Below are 16452 nucleotides of genomic sequence, written 5' to 3'. Positions count from 1 at the left end.
GGCTCCGTCGCTTTAATTCGCGCAGAGACTGCGTACAATTTAGCGTGAATAAATTCTATTGAGCGAAGCTAGGTGGAAGAACACCGCCGGAACTTCGTAAGGCATTATTGCGGGGCGCTATGCAGAATAATGAACACAGAATCCTCCTGATCAGGCACGGCGAGGCCGCGAAATCACCGGAAAATGAGGATCCCGGTCTAACCACCACCGGCCACCAGCAGGCCCACGCCCTCGCCGATGCGCTATCACACCGGTTTCTCCGGCCGGGCAGTGTCAACCTGGTCAGCAGCCCTAAAAGCCGGGCGTTACAGACCGCAATCCCCACAGCTTCCGCATGGAAGAAAAACGTCGTCGAAGATCCCGCGGTAATCGAGATCCCCTCACCCCAGGGGCTGCCGCTGAAAGAACGGGGCCAGTGGATACAAACGCTTTTGCATGCGCACTGGAGCGATATAACACCGGCACAAAAGGTATGGCGAGAACGGACAATCGCGTTTCTGCGACAACTCGGGGGAACACCAGGCAGTGCGGAAACCACCCTGGTGTTCTGTCACTTTATGGTGATCAACTCAGTGGTAGCGGCCATAAAGGGTGACGATCGCGTTGTGCAATTTCACCCGGACTACACCTCCTGTACAGAGCTCAGCCTGAAATCCGGAGAACTCAGTCTGGTGTCACTGGGAAGGGAGAAAAGCGGCGGCACCCGTATTCAGTAACCGCCGCATCCAAGGATTGGAAACCTTCAAGTAGCCTCAGCGATCGCTGAGGCTTTTACTCACGACCTCATACAAATCACGCGACAGTTCACCGGAGTCCATTACCCGCTGAACCGCAACGCGTATTTTCTGGCGCTCTTCTGCCCGATACTTCTGCCACCGGGTAAGGGGAATCACCAGCCGCGAGGCAATTTGCGGGTTTACTTTATCCAGTGCGATCACCTGGTCAGCAAGGAACTCGAAGCCAGCACCATCTTCGCGATGGAACTGGACGAAGTTCCGCGCGGCAAACCCGGCAATAACGGCACGCACTTTATTCGGATTCGTGAACTCAAACGCCGGATGCGCCATCAGCTGTTTGACCCGTTCCAGGGTTCCGTAATTCGCGCTGCTGCTCTGAAGGCCAAACCAGGTTTCCACAACCTGGGTATCCTGCTGCCAGCGGTCATAAAATGCCTGCAGGTGCACCGTTGCTTCACTCTCCGGCGCAAACTCAACCAATGCCGCCAGGGCCGCCGCGCTGTCGGTCATGTTTTCGGCGCGATCCAACTGTGCCCGGGCAAGATCCAGTGCAGTCGATGAACCTGTCGCGCACAGATATACCAGGCAGGTATTTTTCAGGCTGCGCTCGGCAATATCTTCCGCTTTTGGTGCGTACGGCTTGTGTGTATCCAACTGCTGGAAACGCGCGAGGAGCTCATCCCGCAGGGCTTCGGCCAGCGCATCGCGGGTAAATTGTCTCGCCGCAATAATCGCTGCTGCGTCAATCTCACCTTCCTGTTCCGCAAGCTCCTGTGCAGAAGGTAACGACAGCATTTTTGCCACCAGAGCGGGATCCAGCTTGGTATCAATGATCACGCTACGGAAACCAGCGATCAACTGCGCAGGCTTCTGCAGAGGTTCACCAGCGCGAAATTGGGACTGTAGCTCCGCGAGTGCGTGTAATGCCAATCGCTGGCTGGCATCCCAGCGGTTAAAGGCATCGCTGTCGTGCTGCATCAGGAATTGCAGTTGCGCCTCGCTGTAGCCATAGCGAAGCTTCACCGGCGCCGAGAAACCTCGCAGTAGTGAAGGCAACGGACGCGCGGCGATATTCGGGAATTCAAACGTCTGCTCGGCTTCGGCCAGGTGCAGGACTACTGTGCCCTCGCCATTGTCACCGATCGGCAGGTCCTGGCCATTTTCATCAAGTAACCCAACGGCCACCGGGATATGCAGAGGCAGCTTTTCTTCCTGTCCTGGTGTGGCAGGCGTATGTTGCCTGATGGTGAATCGGTAAATGCCGGTAGAAGTATCGTGCGAATCTTCTACCTCAAGCACCGGGGTGCCAGCCTGGCTGTACCAGCGGCGGAACTGCTTCAGGTCAGCCCCATTGGCATCTTCCATCGCGCGTACGAAATCTTCACAGGTAACCGCACAACCATCGTGGCGTTCGAAGTACAGGTCACTGCCTCGACGGAAGGCTTCAGCGCCGAGCAGGGTGTGAACCATACGTACAACTTCTGCGCCCTTTTCATAAATCGTGAGGGTGTAGAAGTTGGAGATCTCCATATAGGAATCCGGGCGCACCGGGTGCGACATCGGGCCTGCGTCTTCGGCAAATTGTGAGGTGCGCAGCAGGGTGACATCTTCAATACGCTTTACCGCACGGGAGTTCATGTCCGCGGAAAATTCCGCATCGCGGAACACGGTAAAACCTTCTTTCAGGCTGAGCTGGAACCAGTCCCGGCAGGTCACACGGTTGCCGGACCAGTTGTGGAAATACTCGTGGGCAACGATGGATTCGATACGCTGGAACGCCGCATCGGTCGCCGTCTCCGGACTGGCCAGTACGCAGGCGGAGTTAAAGATATTGAGACCTTTGTTCTCCATCGCTCCCATATTGAAATGGTCGACCGCGACGATCATAAAGATATCGAGATCGTACTCCCGCCCGTACACTTCCTCATCCCAGCGCATGGAATGCTTGAGCGACGTGATCGCATGGGCGCATTTACCGATGTTTTTGGCCTCGGTAAATAATTGCAGTTTGACTTCCCGCCCACTAACAGTAGTGAAACTGTCTTCAACACTCTGTAAATCGCCGCCCACCAGCGCGAACAGGTACGCCGGCTTGGCAAACGGGTCCTCCCAAGTGACGCTGAGCCTTCCATCATCCGTGGTGCCACTGGCCACTTTGTTGCCATTGGAGAGCAATACCGGATAAGTCGCCGGAGCCACGATCGTCGTAGTGAACAGCGACATCACATCCGGCCGGTCCGGGTAATAGGTAATCTTGCGGAAGCCTTCCGCTTCACACTGGGTGCAATACATGCCGTTGGACAGGTAGAGCCCTTCCAGCGATGTGTTCGCCTGTGGATCGATACGGGTATTGATCTCCAGTTCGAACGATTCTCCCGGCACTTCGATTTCCAGACCACCGGGCAGCTCGCGATATCGTTGTGCCGGTACCAGCTCGCCATTGATGGCAACAGACAGGAGTTCGAGGTCAACACCGTCAAGCCAAAGAGGTGGCAATGTTCCACCGTTTTCCGCCGCCGGATTGCGGCGCACGCTCAGGGTCGACTTGACCAGTGTTGCCTGTGGTTCCAGCTCGAAATGCAATCGCGTGTGATCAATCAGGTAGTCCGGGACACGATAGTCTTTCAGGTAGATAGTGCGAGGTTGTGCTTCTTTCATACTGCGGTCTGTGATTCGATTTCGTTTGGATAATGTCTTAAGAGTTAAGCGAGTTCCTCTAACTCCACCCGAGCTAAAAGCGAAGGCGGCGATACCGGGTACTGTCTTGCGAGACCTTCTGCGACATGGATGTCGCGGAAGAGCCCCCAAGGACGGGTTCACGGCGTGTCTCGCAAGACAGTACCCGGTAGCGCCGCCGCCACGTGCTCGTTTGAGTCGACAGGATGATGGAGCTACATGACTCAGTAGCCCGCAGCCTGACCATCTTTACGACTTTCCGAGGCACCGTGATATACACCGTGCTCGTCGCGCAAAATGGCCTGGTAGCCGCCATAGGGGCCGCTCTCAAAGCGAATCTGGTGGCCCATCTGCACCAGTTTACGCCGGGTTTCCATCGGGAACCCGTCTTCCAGGCTGAGGTAGCCGCCGTCTTCCATCAATTCGTCCGTGGGCTGGCTGGAACCGCTGTGGAGAATGCGTGGGGCGTCACCGGCTTCCTGCACATTGAGTCCGAAATCCACCATATCGATGATGATCTGCGCGTGCATCTGCGGCTGGGTCGCGCCGCCCATCACCCCAAAGCTCAACCAGGGCTTGCCCTCTTTTGTGGCGAACGCCGGGATAATCGTGTGGAACGGACGTTTGCCCGGCTGGTACTGGTTGAAATGGCCTTCCTTCAGGCTGAACATCTCACCGCGATCCTGGAGGATAAAACCCAGTTCGCCCGGCGTCATACCCGAACCCATGCCACGATAGTTGCTCTGGATCAGGGATACCATGTTGCCGTCTTTATCCGCCGTGGTCAGGTAAATGGTATCGCCGTGGCGCAAGGCCACAGTACCGGCATCATAGCGCTTGGCCGCGCGCTCGGGATTAATCAGTTTGCGGCGCTCGCTGGCGTACTTTTTGGAAATCAGCTCTTTGACCGGCAGATCATTGAATACCGGATCCGCGTAGTATTTGGCGCGGTCTTCAAAGGCCAGCTTCTTCGCTTCCGTAAACAGATGCACATATTCCGGACTGGTGCGTCCCAGCTTGGCAAGATCGTAGCCTTCCAGAATATTGAGGATCTGCAGCGCAGCAATCCCCTGCCCGTTTGGTGGCAGTTCCCAAACATCGACGCCACGGTAATTGGTGGAAACCGGTTTCACCCAGTCAGACTTGTGGCTGGCGAGATCGTCATAGGAAAGAAAACCGCCATTGGCTTTCATATAAGCATCGATTTCACGGGCAATATCACCGCGGTAAAACGCGTCGCGCCCACCATCCGCAATCTTCTGCAGGGTCTTACCCAGGCGGGGGTTGCGGAATAGCTCGCCTTCTTTAGGTGCATGACCGTCGGGCATATAGGTTTCACGGAACCCCGGGTATTTCTCCAGAATGGGCACCGAGCGATTCCAGTAATACGCCACCAGCTGGGTCACCGGAAAGCCATCATTGGCGTAGCGGATCGCCGGCTCCAGCAGATCCTTCATGGGCAGGCGCCCAAACTTGCTGTGCAGCTCAAACCAGCCATCCACCGCGCCCGGAACCGAAACAGGCAAGGGCCCGTGAGATGGAATCTTATCCAGGTTATTGTCGGAAAAATAATCAAATGACAGGGACTTGGGCGAGCGTCCACTGGCATTCAACCCATAGAGCTGCTTGTCTTTTGCGCTCCATACGATGGCAAACAGATCGCCACCGATGCCGTTACCGGTAGGCTCCATCAGTCCCTGCACCGCATTGGCGGCAATTGCCGCATCTACAGCGCTACCGCCCTGCTTAAGCACATCGAGTGCCACCTGAGTCGCCAGCGGCTGGCTTGTCGCGGCCATGCCCTGGGTTGCCAACACTGGCGAACGGCTGGCGAACCCTTCGCCATTTACCCGGTCATAAGCCTGGGCACCGCCAACACTCCCCAAGGTAACTGCCGCGCCAAGTGCCAGACGGCTACAAACACGTAAAACTGTCATCGTGAATTTCACAAATACTTCCCCCGTCGTTATGCTCTGAACAAGTCTCTACGTTTAGCCCTTGAATCACAAGTGAATCACCTGTGGCCATACCGAGGTATCAGTGCCCAAGCTTTTCCCCGCTTTCAGGAACTCCAGACTTGTCGCGCTTTGCCTGCTGTTCGCGCTGGTGATCGGCGGGGTATCGGGTTGGTATAGCCGGCACCAATGGCTGCCGGTGGTAGCCAACCACTGGCTGGACGGCGTGGCAATCCGACAGGTTGAACAATTGCGCTTCACTGATGCTGGAAAAAGCATCGCGATCAAACGTCTCGTCATCGCCTTTGCCAATGGCCGGCAGCTGGAACTGAATGACCTCAAGCTCACCAACTGGACGGCGCTTATGAGTAGTCCAGATTCGGATTCCGGCAATTTCGGAACAAACCTGTCAGTAGCACAGGCCGTATTAGCGGCTGCAGTCCTGCGCCCGGCGCCAACCAACGATGGCAAACAAACAAAACCAATAGATTCTGCACTTAACCCGGCCCCTGAAGCACCCTCCTCTAGATTCCAAACGGATGCTGCGGAACCACCGCTGCTGCTGAGTCAGTCCCTGCAGCAGTTGCGTAGTCTCAGGCTCGACACGATTGATATCCTGGCAGTACTGGTTCCTGAGCTCGCTCCCGGCGCATTTACACTAAATCTGACCAGGCGCGGTAACAATATTACAGGACAGATTGGTCACGACACCTGCAAAAGCTGTAGCCTGTCCCTTGATCTCAGCAGCGAACAAAGCAAGGCTCAACTGCGTATCACGGCCAAAGAAGGCACCGACGAGGCATTCACGGCAGAGCTCCAGTTCGACCAGCCAGAAGGCGACCGCCCCCAAGGCCAAAGCTTCTGGCGCACAACCGGCACAATCCAGGCAGCATTGGAAAACACGCAAGCACTGGCGAGAAAAATTGATCTCAATTCAGTCCGCGAAGTACCCGAGTCATCCGCCACAGGTGAACTGAGCTTGATGTTCACGGGTGAAGTTCCCGATACCCTGTTGATCCTCGAGCGCTACCGCAAACTGGCGGCAAAGATCAGTACTGACAACATACAATGGACGTTCTCCCCCAACGGGGACTATTTCCCTGCCCCACTGAAAGTCACCGCCAACAGCCCAAGACCTTTGGAGCTCCAGCTGGAAAACATAACACCTTTGCGATTCAATTCTGTATCGGGTGTACTCACAGTGACACTCGATACGGTGGATCACACTGAAAATACAGACTGGGCACAAGCTGAAATCACACTGGGAAACCCGGAAAAACAGGACATATCCCTAACGGGATCCATCAACGTTGATCGAGCATTTCAGGTACTTTCAGAGGAATCGATACAGAAAGTATTCGAGGGCTATCAACTAAGTAATGTTGCCGGCCAGTTAACAATTAGCGGCAACGCAAAACTACCTCCGCTGGAGAATGTCAGCAGGATCGAGGACCTCATCCTCACCAACATCGAGCTCCAATTACAGCCGGGCAGTGATCTGTCCGCTCACGTTTCCCCTCAAACAAGGGATACTCCGCTGGCGAGTATTGACTGGCCAGATGCCGACGTAAGATTAACGCTGAATGAGACAGCCACCTTAACGACAAACAATTGGCCCGCTCCGATGAATCTGGAGCTGGCAAACCTTGAGATTCAGGCACAACCATCACCGGGCAAAGCGCCAGTCCCCTCCAGTGACACCTTGCCGAAACTAAAAGGCACTATAAAACAGCTCAACTGCGTCGATGTCTTGAGAACACAGTGCAAGCTCCAGTTTTCAGGCAGACTCTCATCGCTGAATCTCAAAGAAACTGACTTACAGGCACAAGAGATCACCCTGGACGCAGAGATCGGCGATCTATCGAAACCCAGTACAAAGCAAACTGGCGTTCGAAACATTCAGTTCTCTGCGCTCAATGCGGCTGCAGCTTCGCTGAATATCGGTGATGCGTCGTTTGAAAATCCGGAATTTTTCTCACAGGCCATTACCTGCAACTTCGAGAATACCGTCTCCCGATGCACTGCTGACCAGCTCGCGCTCGCGCTTGCACCGCTGACGGTGCCCGATACCCGTATTGAGGGGGCGATATTTTTTGAAGACGTTTCTGTAAGCAGGAATAAACAGGACATCCACGCCAGTGCCAGCTACCGCTCGGATTCACTCTCGATATTGACGCTGAATCAGTACCGGACAACCTTTGGCGCAACCGGGAATATCCAATTTTCAGGCGATCAACTTCGGGGCACCAGCGAGCTCATTACCAGCGGCATGAATGTTGAGACGTCCTGGAAATATGATGTGGAAAATGCCCTTGGTGAGCTCACTTTTACGGTACCGGAAGCAACATTCAGCCCACAGTCGCCGCTCAGCGGCTCAGTCCAGGGATTACCAGCGGATGTCATCGACGGAAAGCTCTCTGCTTCGGGCCGTGTTTTCTGGCCAGAAAGAAGCCCGAAAACAGGAAAAACCAACCAAGTTAATGCAACACTGGATTCGATTGGTATCAGTTATGGCGACATTTTCGCAGTCGGCATCAATGGCAAAGTCTCCATCACGCAAGCCAGTAACAGCTGGACAACCACGAAAAGCCAGCCTGTAAGTATCCAGAAATTGGATGCGGGGCTTCCGGTGGAAAACCTGAGATTCAAACTTGGTATCGCAGAAAATGGGGACCTCACTCTGGCCGATTTCTCAGGAGAAATGTTAAATGGCGCCCTGACCTCCAAAGTACTTACCTGGAACCTAAATGGTGTAGAAAGAGACTCCCTGGTTTCATTTACGGGTATATCGCTCGAAGCGCTGGCGAAGGAAATGGAAGCTGAAAACTTTGTCGCCACGGGCCTGCTGGACGCCACCATGCCGATCACTACCGATGGCCAGGGGGTTACCATAGAGAACGGTACGCTCAATGCCCGGCCTCCCGGCGGACGCCTGCGGTACTACGGGGCCTTTTCGCCCAGCATGCTGACCAGTAATCCTCAGCTCAAGTTGATCGCGGGGGCGCTGGAGGATTACAACTACCGGGATATGCGCGGCACCATTACCTATCCACTAAGTGGCGACCTGAAACTGAACCTCAAACTTACCGGACGCAGCAGCGCCGTTGATGCCAACCGGGACCTGATTATCAACCTGAATCTGGAAAACAATGTCCCAAGTATGCTGAAGTCTCTACAGGCAAGCCGGGATCTGACAGATGTGTTGGAGAAGTCCGTGCAATAGGCGTAATTGCACGCTTTTAACCAAACCAGCGGCGGTGTCGCTACCGGGGGCGGTCTTGCGAGACACGAGCTAGGCGCCCCCCCTTAACCCATCCCTGGGGGCTCTTCCGCGAGGTCCCTCTCGCGGAAGGTCTCGCAAGACCGCCCCCGGTACCAACACCTTCGCCCGTAACCTCGTTACGTGAACAGAATCACGGGGAATAGTCGGGGAGGGTAAAATACACGGCATCAGAGAACGGCGTGTATTTGCACCGGTTTGCAGGCTGTTCAGGAAGCGTTAATCTGGCACTATCTATAGTGAACTACAAAGGTAGGGGAAATTGGATCCTACAAGGTGTACCCGTAAGATCCCCCAAGATCTAAGGAGCGTTATGTGACCAAAGCAGGTTTTATCAAGCTACCGGCAATAACAGCGACGCTGGTGATCAGCACAGCCCTGTTATCCGCCTGCACCCCGACTGTCGCGGTACAGGCGCCCAGCGAGCCGATTACCGTTAACCTCAATGTGAAGATAGAACATGAGATACGGGTCAAAGTCGATAAGGAGCTGGACGACCTGTTTGACAACAAAGAGGGCATATTCTGAGGTTACTGCCAGGCAGAACCTTTTCGCCTTCTGGGGCATTGGAGAATACTCGTTAGGAACGACCTATGAAAAAACTGATTGCAACCCTGTTTTCACTCTGTTTAATGGTTTCCCTCCCGGCCGCCGCTATCACCCTGAAAGAAGCTCAGACGCAGGGCATCGTCGGCGAAGCCAACAGTGGCTATATCGCTGTTGTGCAAAATGGAACACCGGAAGTTGATCGTTTGGTTGCCGAGGTGAACAGCAAGCGTAAAAAAGAGTACGCGTCTATCGCCAAGCGCAATAATATCGACATTTCCCAGGTGGCTGCCCGGGCTGCGGAAAAGCTTGAATCCCGTCTGTCTAAAGGTGAGTACTATCAGGACAATCTCGGGCGCTGGAAGCAGAAGTAACAACTCCATTCCGTGTATCCAGTAGATATACAGGCATGAAAAAACCCGCATGATGTGCGGGTTTTTTCATGTAGAAGTCCAGATACTTTTGCTTGCACCTAGAGGTTGGCAAACAGCGACATGCCATCCAGCCCCTGGGTTTCCATCACTTCCCGCAGTCTCTTCAAGGCATCGACCTGAATCTGGCGAACACGCTCACGGGTCAGGCCGATTTCACGCCCCACTTCCTCCAGAGTACTGGGCTCAAACCCTCGTAAACCGAAGCGACGGGAGACGACCTCACACTGCTTGTCCGGGAGCTCACTTAACCAGCGGTCGATACTTTCATACAGATCCCGATCCTGAAGCAATTCAGCGGGATCTGATTCCTGCTGGTCAGGAATCGTATCAACCAGTGTTTTCTCCGAAGACGGACCAATTGGCGTATCAACCGACGTTACGCGCTCATTCAACCCCAGCATTCGCTCTACATCCTCTACCGGTTTTTCCAGCAGGTTAGCGATTTCTTCGGCCGAAGGCTCGTGGTCCAGCTTCTGCGCCAGCTCTCGTGAAGCACGCAGATAAACATTGAGCTCTTTCACCACATGAATCGGCAAACGGATGGTACGGGTCTGGTTCATGATGGCCCGTTCAATCGTTTGACGAATCCACCAGGTGGCATAGGTTGAGAAGCGGAAGCCGCGCTCAGGGTCGAATTTCTCCACGGCGCGGATCAATCCGAGGTTGCCCTCTTCAATCAGATCCAGCAGGGCGAGGCCCCGACTGACGTAACGCCGGGCAATTTTTACAACCAGACGAAGATTGCTTTCTATCATGCGCTTTCGTGCCGCGGCATCACCACGTAATGCTTTGCGCGCATAGTAAACTTCCTCTTCCGCGGTCAGCAGAGGAGAAAAGCCTATTTCATTCAGATAAAGCTGAGTTGCGTCGAGATTCTTTTGCCCGTGGGTATCATCGAGCTTACGAATAGATGCTTTTTGGGCGGGAACTTTTTGTGCAGATGTCTCGGAGTTTTTTTTTGCCGCCTTGCTCCGGGGGCGGCCTGGTTTCGCTATTGTCTCTGTTTTTTCTGTACTGGTGGATGCCTCATTTTCCAATGACTCGGCAGAAAGATCTGTTCTGGCATTGAAGCCCAGCTGATCGTGACGTTGTGCTTCCATTTCCCCAACTCCTTGTACTTTGCCTGTGTCAGCCGCATCGACAGTTCGCGGTTTCAGAACTCGCCACTGTCTTTGCGACAGCCTCCGTTCCCGGCAACTCACCTTTGCTTCATGAATAGCGCTGGTGAGTAGAGTCACTGCAGGGCAGTTTTTGCCGTTCCCGGTGACTACCTCAAGTGGTGTTTAATAAAAATCCATTTTTATTTCACAACAGCGTTAGACAGGCAGGTTTTCACACCGATCAAGGCAGGTAAGTTAGGGGATCTACTGGTTGACCATCTTTACGGATTTCAAAGTGAAGCATGTTGCGGTCGGTACCACTCGAACCCAGTTCCGCTATCCGTTGCCCCGCTTTGACCGCGGTGCCCTCGCCCACAAGTAATTTGTGGTTGTGGGCATAAGCACTGAGGAACTCCTCGCTGTGCTTGATGATCAAAAGCTTACCGTAACCTCTCAGTGCGCTTCCGGCGTAAATCACTGTGCCATCCGCCGCTGCCTGAACAGATTCCCCCTTTTCCCCTCCGATATCAACACCCTTTCGCAGGGGGTTATTCGGCTGGAAGCGCGCGATCAGCGGACCGCGGACCGGCCAGCGCCATTTGATACTGGATCTTACCTTGGCCGGAATTGACGATTTTCTGACGGGCTTCCTCGCCGGTTTTGCCGCGACTTTCACCGTTTTTTTGACTGGGCGAGAGGCTTTTGATGAAGGTTTGGCGACGGTACTGCGGGTGGCTACCACCCCCTGGCCGGTGAGATTCAAACGCTGGCCGGGATAAATCTGGTAGGGCGATCGAATGCCATTTATCGCCGCTAACTCCTTGAAATCTTTACCATAACGCCATGCGATGGAATAGAGTGTTTCGCCCTTGCTGACCAAATGATGGCGAATTTTCTGGCTCGGTGGTTGATTGAGCGAGCTGGTGGGGGCCAGGTTGCTGGCACATGAAGTGACGAAAAGGCAACCAATGGTCACAAAAAACAGGCGAGAGTACAAAGTGGCCAAAAGGCGTAATTTACACCTTGGGCTGGCGTCAGGATTGACCGTGAATTGTTGAAAAAAACGCCGCTTCATTATTCTCTTTTTACATCAAGGGGGGGCATTTATGGAAAAAGTGTCTAAAGAAATCTGCTGTTTTATCGGTCCTACCCGGTAAAAAAAACTGCGTAAAGAATCTTTCACAGTAGGAAAGCAGAATGAGAATAATAATTATCAAAATCCCCTGCAGCTCTCGGTAAAAATAGCTGCGAATACCTTCCCACCCTGCGTACGTAATTAGTTACGACTCTTGTACGACATTGCTTACATAGCGCCAATGCGCCCATTCAACAGATAGCACCAACACCAAAGCCAGTATCGCGGCCGTCGCTGCACCCAACAGCTGTGAAGGCTCACCGGTAACCTCACTAAAGGTACCAGGCAAAGTATTGGACAACACAGGAGCCAATTTATCACTGTCCAGAGCTCCAGGCAGTTTCCAAGGCCACACGATCTTCAGGCTGCCCAGCAATATCCCCACCAGGAATGACAGCGTTATTCCCGGAAACCGGTGCATCAACCAAGAGAGCAGGCGGCTGAATAGTAGCAGCCCACTCGCAGCGCCAGCGGCAAACCAGCCAAGCGCCAGGATATTGAGCTGGTGCACCGCAGTAATCACCTGCGGATAAATCCCGATCATCAGCAATATAAAGGAGCCGGAGATGCCGGGCAGAATCATTGCGCAGATGGCGACAGCCCCGGAAAGAAACAGGGAAACTGGCGTTGCGGCAATTTGTGTCGGCCGCATTTCGCTGACGAGAATCGCCATGGCGATACCCAGCAATAGCGCTAGTACAGTTTTCCAGCCCCAGCCCGGCACTCTACGGGCAATCGGTACTGTCGAGGCCAGAATCAATCCGAAGAAAAACGACCATACAACAATCGGGTAGCTTGCCAACAGATAGCTGATCAACTTGGCCAGGCTGAATATACTGGTGAGGATTCCGGCGAACAGCGCGAGCAAAAAACCACCGTTTATCTGACGCCAGGTGGCCGCGATCCCCTCAGAGAACAGGGTCTTGAGCGTTTTCGGGCCGATGGAGCTGATCGAGTCCAGTAATTCCTGGTAGATACCGGTAATAAAGGCAATGGTGCCCCCGGATACCCCCGGCACCACATCTGCAGCGCCCATGGCGAGGCCCCGTGCAGCCACCCCCCAATAACGGTTTCTTATAAATCCTTTCTCCATCAACGCACCACTCCGCTCAGCAGCGGTACAAAGCGCACTGGCTCCGCCTTTTCCACATCGAAACGACTACCGTCTTCACTGCGGGTAACAATCGTAAGATATTGGTAATCACTGCCCACCGGTATGACCAGTACACCGCCTGGGGCCAGTTGCTCGCGCAGCTCATCGGGGATAGTCGCCGGTGCCGCAGCGCAGAGGATGGCATCGTAGGGTCCCTGCTCCGGCCAACCGAAACCGCCATTACTGAGTCGCATCTCCACGTTGAAGATGCCGAGCTCACGCATACGTACCCGCGCCTTTTCCATTAGCGGCGCAATGCGTTCCACGGAGTACAGTTTGTCGACCAGTCTGGCCAGAATCGCGGTCTGATACCCTGAGCCAGCCCCAACCTCCAAAACCCGGGCACGGGACTTGGCGCGACTCAACAGAAGTTCAGTCATGCGGGCAACAATGTAGGGTTGGGAGATGGTCTGGCCGTAGCCAATAGGCAGGGCGGTATCTTCGTAGGCGCGGATAGCCAGCGCCTCATCCAGAAACAGGTGGCGAGGAGTGGATGCCATGACATCCAGCACTTCCTCGCTGCTGATACCTTCATCCCGCAAACGCTGTATCAGCCTGTTGCGGGTACGCTGGGATGTCATTCCCAGCCCTTCGTGTCTCAATCGATCCATAAGGACGACGTGTCTCCCTGCAAGCGGTTCGCCAGCACTTACCATGTTTGGCTGGCACCTGACCGGGCGCACGTCTGCGTCGCCGGTCACAATTGTTGTCGTTTATTTTATTGTGCGATCGGCCAGGTTGGCCAGTTCTGCTATTTCGCGCAGCAGCGCGGTGGCAAACGTGCCCGGAGGTAGCGCGAAGGCCAGCTTCAGGTCATCCCCCGACCACTCAAAACTGAACCCCTCGGGGCGTAATATCAGGTCTCGACGTTCCTGACTGAGACCGCAATGCTCCAGCCAGTCACGCCAATTGCGCCAGGGCAGCATGGCTTCTTCTTCCAGTCCCAGCTGTTCAGCAGTCGCGGCGTTGCGCCCTCTTCCCCACAAGGGGCCGCTGGGTGAAGTATCCGGCTCCCCTTCGAGCACTTCCTGCCAGTTCCCAGCCTTTATTCGAGAAGCCAGCACCTGATTGAACAGCCAGCTGCGGGCGGCAGATATGGCAAAACTTTTCTGGCTCCGCGGAAGACGCTTGCGCTTGCCGGCGGCCTGTTCGGCCAGAATACGTTCTACCAAATCGAGGTTTCCGCCATTGTGACCGAAGCGCTGTTCACCGAAATAATTGGGTACACCGCTGGCTACTCGAGCCAGGACGGCTTCGGCCGCATCGCGATCACCCTGAATATTGCGCAGGCGGATTTGAAAGCGGTTACCGCTGTGCTCGCCACGGCGCAATTTTCGCTGGCCACGATAGCTCTGCAGCAGGGTCACTTCGTCACTTTCGATCTGCGACCAGTCCGGCTCGGGCTTCTGCGCCAGCCAAACGCTGAACCATTGGGTAGTGACCGCATGCCGGTCTTTCAGGCCGAAAAAACCGACATCGTTGTTCTGCACACCTGCCAACTGTGCCAGTTGTTGGGCCACATAGCCGGTGTTGGCGCCGCGCTTGCGGATCTGCAGATAGACGTGCTCCCCTTCTCCGGCCATTGGCGCGGCGAGCTCATCAACGATGAAGTCTTCCGGCTCAGTGCGGAAATCGCCCTTTATGGCGGCACCACCCAATGCCCGTGGCCAGTCCAGATCCCATTGACGCCCAGTATCATCAGCCATGACTTCAACCATGAATGGATTCCAGCAGGACAACCGCCTGCGCGGCGATGCCTTCTTTGCGGCCGGTAAAGCCCAGCTTTTCGCTGGTAGTGGCTTTAACGCTGATCGCACTGCTCTCTACCTGACAGTCTGCGGCTATATTCGCACGCATCAGGTCGATATGAGGTGCCATCTTTGGCGATTGAGCAATCAGCGTGGCGTCGGCGTTGATCAGTCGGTAACCGTGCTGATGAATCAGTCCGACGACATGTCGCAGCAAGGCGCGACTGTCTGCGCCGGCGTAGGCGGCATCGGTATCCGGGAAGTGTTTGCCGATATCGCCCAGCGCCAGGGCACCGAGCAGTGCATCGGAGAGTGCGTGCAGCAGCACATCACCGTCGGAATGGGCGACCAGGCCCTGCTCATGTGGAATCTTTACGCCACCGAGGATGACGTGATCCCCGGGGCCAAATGCGTGGACATCGATCCCCTGACCGATTCGAATGTTCATGACGGTTCGCCTTGTTGGGTCCGCTGCTGTTGTAGCAGCGCTTCCGCCAGCAGCAGGTCTGCAGGCTGGGTAATTTTGAAGTTGGTGCGGCACGCGGCCATAAGTTGCGGGCGGTAACCGGCGAGTTCCAGTGCACTCGCTTCATCGGTTATGGCCGTCGGGTTTTCCCGCAGCCCGGATTGCAGGCTGTCTTTGAGTAGCTGCAGGGGTGCTTTTTGCGGGGTTTGCGCGAGCCAGATCTGGTCCCGGGGCAGCGTTTCTGTCACGACAGCCACGCCATGTTCAGTGGTCGCACGCTTTACGGTGTCACTGGCGGGCTGGGCCAGCAGGGCAATAGCGGCCGATTCAGGACCTATGAGTTTTTCGATATCGCCTTTGGCGACGAGCGGGCGGGCGGCGTCGTGCACGAGCACGCTGGTTTCCGGTACGGCGCGATTGCTCAGGTATTCGAGGGCCGCGAGTACAGAGTCTGCCCGCTCGGCCCCGCCGATGACGGTGTGGATACGGGGATCTGCGGCTTGAGGCAATGCTTTGAATTCGCTGTCGTCGGCTGCAATGGCGACAACTATTCCGGCCAGGCCGGGCCAGCTGAGGATGTTTTGCAGGGTGTGGACGATCAGGGGTTTGCCGAGAAGCGGCAGGTACTGTTTGGGCTTGTCGGCGCCCATGCGTTTTCCGGAGCCGGCGGCAGGGACTACCACCCAGTAGGGCTCGACGGCACGCGCGTTAACGGCGGTCATTCTTTTTCCCGCGGTGAGTTCTGTTCGTCTGGGTCGAGAAAAATAAACAGGGTTTCGCCTTCTTTAATAAGGCCGAGGTCATAGCGGGCTTTGGCTTCTACGCCGTCGGTGCCTTCTTTGAGGCTACGGACTTCCCGCAGGAGCTGGCGATTTTCCCGCTCCAATGCAGCATTTTTCTGCTGCTGCTCGCTGAGCTGCCGCTCCAGTCGCGTCACTTCCGCAAAACTGCCCTCGCCTACCCAGATTCGGTACTGGGTGACTAAAAGCATGACAGTGAGGATTGCCAGCAGCCATTTCATTTCTTGTGTTCTCTTCTGGCTTTGGTGGTACTGCGCACGACAACGAGTCCGTGGCAGCCCTGCTACCGGTGGCCCTTCCCGGGACACGCCGTGAACCCATCCATGGGGACTCGGATGCGGCCGTCCTGGCCGCATACGGTCCCGGGAAGGGCCACCGGTATCAGAGCTTTCGCTTTGGAGCGTGAGCTACGAAGCGAGATT

14 protein-coding genes are annotated in these 16452 nt (G+C 55.2%); 4 read left to right on the top strand and 10 right to left on the bottom strand.

Annotated elements, in window-relative coordinates; genetic code table 11:
* Positions 1-119 precede the first annotated feature (119 nt).
* Positions 120-716 (top strand): histidine phosphatase family protein, encoded by a 597-nt coding sequence (locus tag LC093_RS16865; protein WP_226667642.1) that lies wholly within the window; start codon positions 120-122, stop codon positions 714-716.
* Between the two features lie 36 nt (positions 717-752).
* On the opposite strand, the gene pepN is transcribed toward LC093_RS16865, so the two are convergent.
* Positions 753-3395, bottom strand: a complete 2643-nt coding sequence (gene pepN, locus LC093_RS16860) for an aminopeptidase N (RefSeq protein ID WP_226667641.1) — start codon at positions 3393-3395, stop codon at positions 753-755.
* Between the two features lie 242 nt (positions 3396-3637).
* Positions 3638-5350 (bottom strand): gamma-glutamyltransferase, encoded by a 1713-nt coding sequence (gene ggt / locus LC093_RS16855; RefSeq protein ID WP_226667640.1) that lies wholly within the window; start codon positions 5348-5350, stop codon positions 3638-3640.
* A gap of 103 nt (positions 5351-5453) precedes the next feature.
* Here ggt and LC093_RS20475 point away from each other — a divergent pair, with 103 nt between their 5' ends.
* The 3 genes from LC093_RS20475 to LC093_RS16840 all read left to right on the top strand — a co-directional run bounded on the left by LC093_RS20475 (position 5454) and on the right by LC093_RS16840 (position 9568).
* On the top strand, positions 5454-8591 hold the full coding sequence (locus LC093_RS20475) for a YdbH domain-containing protein (protein WP_226667639.1): 3138 nt from the start codon (positions 5454-5456) through the stop codon (positions 8589-8591).
* 372 nt (positions 8592-8963) lie between these two features.
* Positions 8964-9176 carry a YnbE family lipoprotein gene (locus tag LC093_RS16845; protein ID WP_226667638.1) on the top strand — a complete coding sequence of 71 codons (213 nt, stop codon included), beginning with the start codon at positions 8964-8966 and terminating at the stop codon, positions 9174-9176.
* Between the two features lie 65 nt (positions 9177-9241).
* Positions 9242-9568, top strand: a complete 327-nt coding sequence (locus LC093_RS16840; protein ID WP_226667637.1) for a YdbL family protein — start codon at positions 9242-9244, stop codon at positions 9566-9568.
* Positions 9569-9666: 98 nt separating this feature from the next.
* Here LC093_RS16840 and rpoS read toward each other — a convergent pair whose 3' ends face one another.
* The 8 genes from rpoS to LC093_RS16800 form a co-directional block, all read right to left on the bottom strand.
* Positions 9667-10728, bottom strand: coding sequence for an RNA polymerase sigma factor RpoS (gene rpoS, locus LC093_RS16835; protein WP_226667636.1), 1062 nt, complete (start codon positions 10726-10728; stop codon positions 9667-9669).
* 241 nt (positions 10729-10969) lie between these two features.
* Positions 10970-11725: a peptidoglycan DD-metalloendopeptidase family protein gene (locus tag LC093_RS16830; RefSeq protein WP_413231513.1), complete on the bottom strand. Its 756-nt coding sequence runs from the start codon at positions 11723-11725 to the stop codon at positions 10970-10972.
* Between the two features lie 283 nt (positions 11726-12008).
* The gene (locus tag LC093_RS16825; RefSeq protein WP_226667634.1) at positions 12009-12956 is read right to left on the bottom strand and encodes a DUF368 domain-containing protein; all 948 of its coding nucleotides are present in this window, start codon (positions 12954-12956) and stop codon (positions 12009-12011) included.
* Positions 12956-13627: a protein-L-isoaspartate(D-aspartate) O-methyltransferase gene (locus LC093_RS16820; RefSeq protein ID WP_226667632.1), complete on the bottom strand. Its 672-nt coding sequence runs from the start codon at positions 13625-13627 to the stop codon at positions 12956-12958. The genes LC093_RS16825 and LC093_RS16820 overlap by 1 nt, the downstream gene beginning before the upstream one ends.
* 102 nt (positions 13628-13729) lie before the next feature.
* The gene (gene truD, locus LC093_RS16815; protein ID WP_226667630.1) at positions 13730-14722 is read right to left on the bottom strand and encodes a tRNA pseudouridine(13) synthase TruD; all 993 of its coding nucleotides are present in this window, start codon (positions 14720-14722) and stop codon (positions 13730-13732) included.
* A gap of 4 nt (positions 14723-14726) precedes the next feature.
* Positions 14727-15212, bottom strand: coding sequence for a 2-C-methyl-D-erythritol 2,4-cyclodiphosphate synthase (ispF, locus tag LC093_RS16810; RefSeq protein ID WP_226667628.1), 486 nt, complete (start codon positions 15210-15212; stop codon positions 14727-14729).
* Positions 15209-15952 (bottom strand): 2-C-methyl-D-erythritol 4-phosphate cytidylyltransferase, encoded by a 744-nt coding sequence (gene ispD / locus LC093_RS16805; protein WP_226667625.1) that lies wholly within the window; start codon positions 15950-15952, stop codon positions 15209-15211. The genes ispF and ispD overlap by 4 nt, the downstream gene beginning before the upstream one ends.
* On the bottom strand, positions 15949-16251 hold the full coding sequence (locus LC093_RS16800; protein WP_226667623.1) for a septum formation initiator family protein: 303 nt from the start codon (positions 16249-16251) through the stop codon (positions 15949-15951). Before LC093_RS16800 ends, ispD begins: the two co-directional genes overlap by 4 nt.
* Between the last annotated feature and the right edge of the window lie 201 nt (positions 16252-16452).

This window comes from Microbulbifer aggregans (genome assembly GCF_020524005.1).
Taxonomy (GTDB): Bacteria; Pseudomonadota; Gammaproteobacteria; order Pseudomonadales; family Cellvibrionaceae; genus Microbulbifer; species Microbulbifer aggregans_A.
The sequence above is the reverse complement of the archived record's forward strand: the minus strand, read 5'-3'. Positions and strand labels throughout refer to the sequence as shown.

Coding starts and splice junctions, on each gene's coding strand:
- LC093_RS16865 (WP_226667642.1), top strand. CDS start 120: ATGCAGAATAATGAACACAGAATCCTCCTGATCAGGCACGGCGAGGCC.
- pepN (WP_226667641.1), bottom strand. CDS start 3,395: ATGAAAGAAGCACAACCTCGCACTATCTACCTGAAAGACTATCGTGTC.
- ggt (WP_226667640.1), bottom strand. CDS start 5,350: ATGACAGTTTTACGTGTTTGTAGCCGTCTGGCACTTGGCGCGGCAGTT.
- LC093_RS16840 (WP_226667637.1), top strand. CDS start 9,242: ATGAAAAAACTGATTGCAACCCTGTTTTCACTCTGTTTAATGGTTTCC.
- rpoS (WP_226667636.1), bottom strand. CDS start 10,728: ATGGAAGCACAACGTCACGATCAGCTGGGCTTCAATGCCAGAACAGAT.
- LC093_RS16825 (WP_226667634.1), bottom strand. CDS start 12,956: ATGGAGAAAGGATTTATAAGAAACCGTTATTGGGGGGTGGCTGCACGG.
- LC093_RS16820 (WP_226667632.1), bottom strand. CDS start 13,627: ATGGATCGATTGAGACACGAAGGGCTGGGAATGACATCCCAGCGTACC.
- truD (WP_226667630.1), bottom strand. CDS start 14,722: ATGGCTGATGATACTGGGCGTCAATGGGATCTGGACTGGCCACGGGCA.
- ispF (WP_226667628.1), bottom strand. CDS start 15,212: ATGAACATTCGAATCGGTCAGGGGATCGATGTCCACGCATTTGGCCCC.
- ispD (WP_226667625.1), bottom strand. CDS start 15,952: ATGACCGCCGTTAACGCGCGTGCCGTCGAGCCCTACTGGGTGGTAGTC.
- LC093_RS16800 (WP_226667623.1), bottom strand. CDS start 16,251: ATGAAATGGCTGCTGGCAATCCTCACTGTCATGCTTTTAGTCACCCAG.